The sequence below is a fragment of the Candidatus Desulfatibia sp. genome, from assembly GCF_036446775.1.
GTDB lineage: Bacteria > Desulfobacterota > Desulfobacteria > Desulfobacterales > UBA11574 > Desulfatibia_A.
In genome coordinates, this window is the sequence record NZ_JAZFTO010000356.1 from 1 (window position 1) to 5,162 (window position 5,162).

Annotated in this window: 3 protein-coding genes; 1 reads left to right on the plus strand and 2 read right to left on the minus strand. The window is 44.0% G+C overall.

Translation table 11 applies throughout. From position 1 onward, the window contains the following. Window positions 1-288 precede the first annotated feature (288 nt). Window positions 289-4,026 carry a fused MFS/spermidine synthase gene (locus tag V3S16_RS16360; RefSeq protein WP_413886874.1) on the plus strand — a complete coding sequence of 1,246 codons (3,738 nt, stop codon included), beginning with the start codon at window positions 289-291 and terminating at the stop codon, window positions 4,024-4,026. A 79-nt stretch (window positions 4,027-4,105) separates the two neighbouring features. Here the strand turns inward: V3S16_RS16360 and V3S16_RS16365 are convergent, their stop codons facing one another. Beyond that, window positions 4,106-4,630 carry a type II secretion system protein gene (locus V3S16_RS16365; protein WP_413886876.1) on the minus strand — a complete coding sequence of 175 codons (525 nt, stop codon included), beginning with the start codon at window positions 4,628-4,630 and terminating at the stop codon, window positions 4,106-4,108. Window positions 4,631-4,865: 235 nt separating this feature from the next. Next, window positions 4,866-5,162 (minus strand): type II secretion system F family protein (locus V3S16_RS16370; RefSeq protein WP_413886878.1); only part of this gene is annotated, 297 nt, incomplete at its 5' end.

Below are 5,162 nucleotides of genomic sequence, written 5' to 3' on the forward strand. Positions count from 1 at the left end.
CTCAGCGGGAAGGTCACATCAAGCAGTTAGTTTCCATCCATAAATGGCTATTTTTCCGATGAGCGGCGTTCTCTCTCCGAGGCGTAGGCTCTACGAGCCGGAGGCCGCGCGTTTCCGCCCTCGACGTACTAAAGTACGCCTCGGACGAAAACCCTTGTGCGGCCTTGCTCATCGAAAAAATATCTCATTTATGAATTGGAAACTACTTAGTGCTCAAATGTATTTATGGATAGACTCTAGTTAATACGTCTCCCAAATTCTGTCCCACCAAAGCGGTAGTAAATAGAAATGTCTGAAAAGAAAATTCCAGATAATACCGCCAACAAAATATTTCTTTTTGTTCTATTCTGTTTTTTTCTCTCCGGTCTTTCAGGCCTGGTATATGAAATACTGTGGATGAGGATGACGGTGGAGATTATTGGTAGTGCGCCATTTGCCGTCTCCATCATTCTAACTATTTTCATGGGCGGCCTGGGCCTGGGGAGTTATCTTGCCGGCCGGACAATAGATCGCATCAAGGAGCCCTTGGCTTTAGTTAAGATATACGGGATGCTGGAGCTTGCAATAGGAGCTTACGCCCTTGTGATTCCTCTACTTCTCTTTTTGGTCAGGCCGCTTCAAACTATTCTTTATAACGGGCTTTACAACCACTCTATCATCTATAACCTTTTCACATTCTTTATCGTCTCGATCATACTGTTGATCCCCATAACCTGTATGGGAGCCACGCTGCCGATCTTATGCCGGTTTTATGTTACCAGCCTGTCTCACGTCGGCACGCATGCAGGCAGGCTGTATGGATTGAATACTATTGGTGCGGCTTTTGGTGCCCTGTTGTGTGGTTTTTGGCTCATAGCCCTTTGGGGTATTTACGGCACGTTGTTTTTTGCCGTGCTGCTTAATTTTATGATCGGCATATCATGTTTGATGGTTAGTTATAAAGTAAAGGTGCCGCACAAAAACGCGGCACAGAAAGCTTCAAGTTCAAAAAAAAGAAATCTAATAGATGAAACCCCGGGCGATCAACCGGTACATCCTTGGGAAACAAAGAGCGCGCTGGTAATTTTTTCTGTATCAGGCTTTTGTGCTATGGCCTGTCAAGTAATTTGGATCCGGCTGCTGGGCCTGATTGTAGGCCCTACCACATATTCATTTACAATTGTGCTGGTGACGTTCATTACAGGGTTGGCACTTGGCAGTATGATTTTCGGTTATTTTGCAGATAAAGTAAAAAAATGCATATGGCTCTTGCTTTTTACGCAGATAGCAGCAGCTTTACTTGTTCTGGCCGTCAGTCAGCTTTTAGGCGGCAGCCAATTATTTTTTGCCAAGTTGATTTTTACCTTTAAAGGCCGATTCGGTCTATTAAGTCTTTTGCAAGTGAGCATACTTTTTCTATGCATGATTTTGCCGACCCTTTGCTTTGGGGCCACCTTTCCTCTGGTTGGGAAAATATACACCAAGTCCGTCTCAAAAGTTGGAAAATCCATTGGCTTTGCATACATGCTCAATGCAGTCGGTTCGCTGGCAGGTGCATTCTGTGCGGGGTTTTTGCTCATACCGCTTGTCGGAAAGGAAGCGGGCATAGGGGCGATTGTCAGTTTGCAACTTATCTTTGCACTGGTCATTGCAGGCCTAATGCTTAAAAACAGGAAGGGAAGCTTTTTGCAGTTTAGCGTACTTGCAGTCCCTGCTCTGGCAGGGATTATTTTATGCTTTTCTTATCCGGCATGGAACCATCGCCAGCTTTCCACAGGCAAATATTATCGTTTTAAAGAAATCAAGGCATCCATTTTAGGCACAGGCTGGCTGGAATCCCTTTTGCATGGGTCAAAGATCCTTTCGAGATCAAAAAGTGACGAGTTAGTATATTACGGTGATGGAATTGGCGGATTTACTACCGTAGTGAAATACAATGATGCTTTTGGTAACATTAAGTATATAATGGCGAACAGCGGAAAAGCAGATGCTACATCACGCGGTGACATGGAGACACAAACACTTTTAGCACATTTTCCTATGCTTTTTCACAAGAACCCCAAAACGGTTATGGTAATTGGACTGGCAAGCGGCATAACGGCTGGAGAGGTGTTATACTATCCTATTGATCAACTCGATATCCTTGAGATCAACGATCAAGTTATTGCGGCCAGTGATTTTTTTATTCCATGGAACAACAATGTTCTTTCAGACCCCAAAACAAACCTTATTATTCAGGACGCGCGTGCGCATCTGCAGCTCACCAGGCAAAACTACGATGTAATTATCTCCGAGCCGTCCAATCCCTGGATGGCCGGGCTTGCTGCGCTTTTTACTATCAATTTTTTTGATTTGGTAAAAGAGAGGCTTAATAACGGCGGCATATTTGTTCAATGGATGCATTCGTATCAGATGGACCGGAAAACTTTTGACCTTGTCGGCCGTACATTTGCCAAGGTCTTTCCAAACAGCCTCTTAGTGGTTACCAATCCGTCCGGAAACGGGACTGATTTCATGTTGATCGGATTTAAAGATAAAGGCCGGTTGAAGCTGGAATACGCAAAACGAAAATTGACCTCCATCAGGAAATCAAAAAATGTGTCCCTCCTAAAATCCGGATTGCTGTCCAGGCTGATTGTGTCTGAAGATCTGCAAAGGTTTTTTGGCCATGGCGATATTAATACGGACAATCATCCCCGGCTTGAATTTGCGGCACCTAAACTGATGTATAGTGATGGTTTAATAATATCCAAGAATATTCAACCAAAGGAACGGATAAGCCTTAGTAGCGAGACAAGAAATATTGTTGAAAAAATTACAGCAAATGTTGATGACCAGATAGACTTTGCAGCTTATGCACTTTCTGTATATGCGCCTTTCCGTAACATGGTTGACCTGTCGAAAGCAACGCCTTTGCAAAAAGAACGCTTCTTTAAACTTGTGGAGACATATTGTACCGATAACGAGATAGATTTTTACATTTTCAAAGATGGCGAGGATGAATTATTTAAAAGATGCCTTGCAATTCAAATCGATGTTGTGCGAAACAAAATTGATCTTTTACCTGATAAGTTAGTTGCCAGTTCTTATCTTGGTTACCTTTACAATTTAGGAGGGAACGCATCTGAAGCCATCAGTTATTATAAAGAGGTGCTGCGCAATGATCCTTATTCCATAAGGGCACACAACAATCTTGGTGTTGCACTGACAGAGAAGGGCCGGTTTGATGAAGCCATCAACCATTTTTCCAAAGCATTGCAAATAAACCCCGAAGATGGGAGGACGCATTATAACCTGGGTGTTACTCTGACAGAGAAGGGCAGGTTGGATGAAGCGATCGACCATTTTATAAAAGCACTTCAGATAAACCCCGATCATCTGAATGCACATTACAAATTAGGACTTACACTGGCCCGGCAGGGAAGGCTTGATGAAGCGATCGACCACTACTCAACAGTGTTGAGAATAGACCAAGAGCATACTGGGGCGCATAACAACATGGGCATTGCTCTGGCAAGACAGCGTAAATTTGATGAAGCCATCAACCATTTTTTAGAGGCTTTCCGGATAAAACCGGATCATATCAAAGCGTATTACAACCTGGGACTTACCAGGGCAGAGCAAGGTCGCCTTGATGATGCGATCAATCATTTTTCTAAGGCATTGCAGATAAACGCTGAGCACCTGGAAGCACATTACAACCTGGGTGTTGTCTTGGCAAAGAAGGGCAGGTTTAATGATGCGGTCAATCATTTTTCCGAAGTGCTGCGAATTAACCCGGGGTATGCGGAGGCACATTACAGCCTGGGACGTGCCATGTTAAAGCAGGGCAGGCTTGATAAGGCCATCAACTATTTTTCCGAAGCCTTGCGACTCAATCCGGAATTTGCAGAGGCGCATAATAACTTAGGAGTTGTTCTGGCTCGTCTGGGAAAGTTTGAAGACGCCGGTGTTCATATTCGAGAGGCCCTACGAATAAAGCCCGGCTATGTTCACGCAAAAAACAACCTTAACAATATATTGATGATTCAACAGCAAAATCAATGAATAAAAGCCTGTAGAAATTGTCCGGACCGCGTGATTAGGGTATAATTTTGCCGGTTAAAGTGCCTGTGAAAATCGGTGTTTAGTAAAGAGCATGCGCCGCAGTATCATTGGCGATAAAAACACCGGTTATCGGGTAGAATTTCCAGGCACTGGCTGTATCCGCCACCCTCACCGTAATGTTGGTTTCGTCAAAATCAGCCGTCACGTTGCTAGTAGCGGTAAAAGGATTTTTAGGCAATACCCCCCCTTTGATATAGGGACCGAATTTAAACGTTGCATCCTTGACGTTGGCAGTAACTCCGGTGGCTCTTGAATACAATGTAAGCTGGGCCAGAAAGGCAGTTCCTGCTTCGCCATCGGACGCGGTATTAGTGCCGTCCGTTTCCTTTTTCGCACCGGGATATATGCTATCATGCTGGGCGTAGTAGGTTTCGATGGAGCTGCGAAGGCCGCTCAGGTTGGTCTGGAGCGTACTTATCTTGGCGTCTTCGGTGGAGACTGTAATCTGGGGGATAATTATCATGGCCAGGATTCCCAGCACAACAATAACTATCAGCATTTCAATCAGTGTAAATCCCGACTGGCATTTAGAATTTAATCTCATACCTTAGTCTCCTCTTTAAATCATTAAGGTCTACATTCTCTCTCAGTTATCGGCTATAAAACTTTAAAACTTTAGTTATTTCACTTCCGGTTATTAAAACCTGTAGGCGTTCACAGGTTGATCCTCTCAACCCGAATATAATAATCAATAATCAATTGTTAATTATTAATTATTAACCATTAGTTCCTGAACTTTTGAACCCTGAACCCTGAACCTCTGAACGGTTACTAAAACCTTAACGTATCGTATGCCCCAACTTAAAAATTGGAAGGATCACGGACGAAACGATCAGTCCCACTACTATGCCCATGATTATCAGCGCCACAGGCTCGATCATGGAAGCGATCTTTTTTAAATCCTGTTCGATTTGTGTATCATAAAACACAGCCAGACGCAACATGACATTTGGCAATTTGCCGACTTCTTCTCCGGTGGCTACCATCTGTTTGACCGATTCCATGACATAAGGATAGTCGGCAAACGGCCGCGAGAACCTGCCGCCCTGCTCCACATGCGACATAATATTGGCTAT